Source organism: Pseudescherichia sp., assembly GCF_031998825.1.
Taxonomy (GTDB): Bacteria; Pseudomonadota; Gammaproteobacteria; order Enterobacterales; family Enterobacteriaceae; genus Pseudescherichia.
The window spans coordinates 1-2,864 of sequence record NZ_DAMACX010000092.1 but is presented as its reverse complement, the minus strand read 5'-3'; the positions used below and the strand labels follow the sequence as shown (position 1 = coordinate 2,864).

At 58.2% G+C, this 2,864-nt stretch carries 2 protein-coding genes; one reads left to right on the top strand and one right to left on the bottom strand.

The window, feature by feature from the left end; translation table 11 throughout:
* Positions 1–506, bottom strand: a 506-nt coding sequence (locus tag RTP97_RS21000) for an alcohol dehydrogenase catalytic domain-containing protein (protein ID WP_312417059.1), incomplete at its 3' end; no start/stop codon positions are given.
* A gap of 144 nt (positions 507–650) precedes the next feature.
* On the opposite strand from RTP97_RS21000, the gene csrD reads away from it, so the two are divergent.
* Positions 651–2,591: an RNase E specificity factor CsrD gene (gene csrD, locus RTP97_RS20995; RefSeq protein ID WP_312417057.1), complete on the top strand. Its 1,941-nt coding sequence runs from the start codon at positions 651–653 to the stop codon at positions 2,589–2,591.
* Positions 2,592–2,864: the final 273 nt, after the last annotated feature.

Here is a 2,864-nt window from a genome sequence, read left to right as displayed (position 1 = left end):
TTGTGCAGCAGGGCCACTGCCGTACTGCCCACGCCGCCGCTGGCCCCGGTCACGACGATCTCGCCGTCGGCAGGGCGCACGCCCGCCTCTTCCAGTGCCATCACGCAGAGCATGGCGGTAAAGCCCGCCGTGCCGATGATCATCGCCTTACGGCCGTCCAGCCCCTGCGGCAGCGCTACCAGCCAGTCGCCGTTGACGCGCGCCCGCTGTGACAGGCCGCCCCAGTGGTTCTCTCCGACGCCCCAGCCGGTGAGCAGCACCTGCTGTCCGACATGGAAGCGCGGATCTTCGCTGGCGTGAACCGTACCGGCAAAGTCGATCCCGGGGACCATCGGGAAGTTGCGAATAATTTTACCTTGGCCGGTGATCGCCAGCGCATCCTTATAGTTCAGACTGGACCAGGCAATATCTACCGTCACATTGCCTTGCGGCAGCTGGCTATCGGCAATATCCTGCACCGAGGCGAGCGTTTTTCCATCCTGCTGTTCTAAAATCAAGGCCTGCATATCTCTTCTCCGGTTGCTTGATGATTGGCAAAAAATTTCTGAAGACTATACTCGCTAATTAAAACGCTATGCCGATTTAACGCAACAAATTGCCAGATTGCCCGGTACTGGCGTCAGCTCTTAACCCACGGAGTTAACACACGGATGCGCTTAACGACGAAATTCTCGGCTTTTATAACCCTGCTAACCGGGCTGGCGATCTTTGTCACGCTGGTAGGGTGCTCGTTCAGCTTCTATCGTGCGATTGAGCTGAAGGTTGCCGAGCGCGTAGGCTCGGTCGCGGCGGTGATAGACACGCGGCTGGTTGCACAGCCACCCTCGGCGCTCGCGGTCCAGCTAGATGAGCTGATGGTGCCCATTGATATTGTGCGTGTCGTGGTAAAGCAGGGGGAACATACCCTGCTCGATCATACGCGCAGCGGCAGCTACCGTCCTGCAGGCAGCAGCGATCTACACCGTGAACGCGTTATTCCCTCGGTTAAAAATCCTGGCACAAGCATCCTGCTGGTCTATCAGGATCCGATGGCCAACTACTTTCACTCGGTGATCACCACCGCGCCGTTGACCCTTGCCGTTGGTTTTATGGTCATCATTATCTTTCTGGCGGTGCGCTGGCAGCGCCGTCAGCTGGCGGGGCAGGAGCTGTTAGAGATGCGGGCTACCCGGATCCTTAACGGCGAGCGCGGCCAGCGGGTGCGGGGCAGCATCTACGAGTGGCCTGCCCGGGCCAGCAGCGCGCTCGATCTGCTGCTAACCGAGATCCAGTTTGCTGGCGAGCAGCGCAGCCGCATGGATACCCTGATCCGCTCCTATGCCGCTCAGGACACCAAAACCGGGCTGAACAACCGGCTCTTTTTTGATAACCAGCTGGCGACGCTGCTGGAGGATCAGGAGAGGGTCGGGTCGCACGGGGTAGTGATGATGATCCGCCTGCCGGACTTCGATCTGCTGCGGGACAGCTGGGGAGCTGCGGCCACGGAAGAGCACCTCTTCATTCTGATCAACCTGCTCTCAACCTTTATTATGCGCTACCCCGGCGCGCTGCTGGCCCGCTACCACCGCAGCGACTTTGCAGTACTGCTCTCCCACCGCACCCTCAAGGAGTCCGAAAGCATCGCTGCCCAACTGCTGAAGTCCATCGACGTTCTGCCGCCGTCAAAGATGCTCGACCGGGAAGATATGATGCACATCGGCATCTGCGCCTGGCGTAGCGGGCAGAGTACGGAGCAGGTGATGGAGCACGCCGAGGCGGCAACGCGTACCGCGGTGCTGCAGGGGGCGAACAGCTGGGCGGTCTACGATGACAGCCTGCCGGAGAAGGGGCGCGGCAACGTGCGCTGGCGAACCCTTATCGAACAGATGCTCAGCCGGGGCGGGCCGCGTCTGTATCATAAGCCCGCCATTAACCGTGACGGCAGCGTCCACCATCGCGAGCTGATGTGCCGGCTGTTTGACGGCGAGCAGGAGGTGATCTCCGCCGAGTATATGCCGATGGTGTTGCAGTTTGGCCTTTCGGAAGAGTATGACCGGCAGCTCATCACCCGGCTGGTAGCATTTTTAGGCTTTTGGCCGGAGGAGACGCTGGCTCTGCAGATCACCGTGGAGTCACTGATTCGCCCGCGTTTTCAGCGCTGGCTGCGGGATACGCTGATGCAGTGTGAAAAATCGAAGCGAAAACGCATTATTTTTGAACTTGCTGAGGCAGATGTTTGTCAACACATCAGTCGGTTACAGCCGGTGGTAAGATTAATTAATGCATTAGGTGCCCGGGTTGCGGTAACTCAGGCAGGCCTGACGCTGGTCAGCACCAGTTGGATCAAGGCGCTGGACGCCGAGCTGTTAAAGCTACATCCGAGCCTGGTACGCAATATTGAGAAGCGCACCGAGAACCAGCTGCTGGTGCAGAGTCTGGTAGAGACCTGCAAAGGCACGCATACTCGCGTCTTCGCTACGGGTCTCCGCTCCAGAGGCGAATGGCAGACGCTGATTGACCGTGGCGTAGCGGGCGGGCAGGGAGATTTCTTTGCCGCGTCGGAACCGCTTGATGCAAGCGTGAAAAAATATTCACAAAGATACTCGGTTTGACCTGCCGTTTAATGTGTTTTCACGTAGAATAACGCGCGCTGTATCGCCTGGGGGTGTGCATGTCTGCCTGCCAGCCCGAACAGCTTAAGACAGTGAACGTCCTTAAATGCGTTACAAAATGATGAGGCGAGGAGCGCTGCTATACCGTGGAGTCCTGAAGGAGTCAGGCCAATTTGTAACAGAGGAAACGAACTGCACTAATTTTCACCGTAGCAGATGATTTTTGCGCCTTGTCGCTGCTGCGTGTGGTTGGTAAAGTAAGCGGATTTTGTT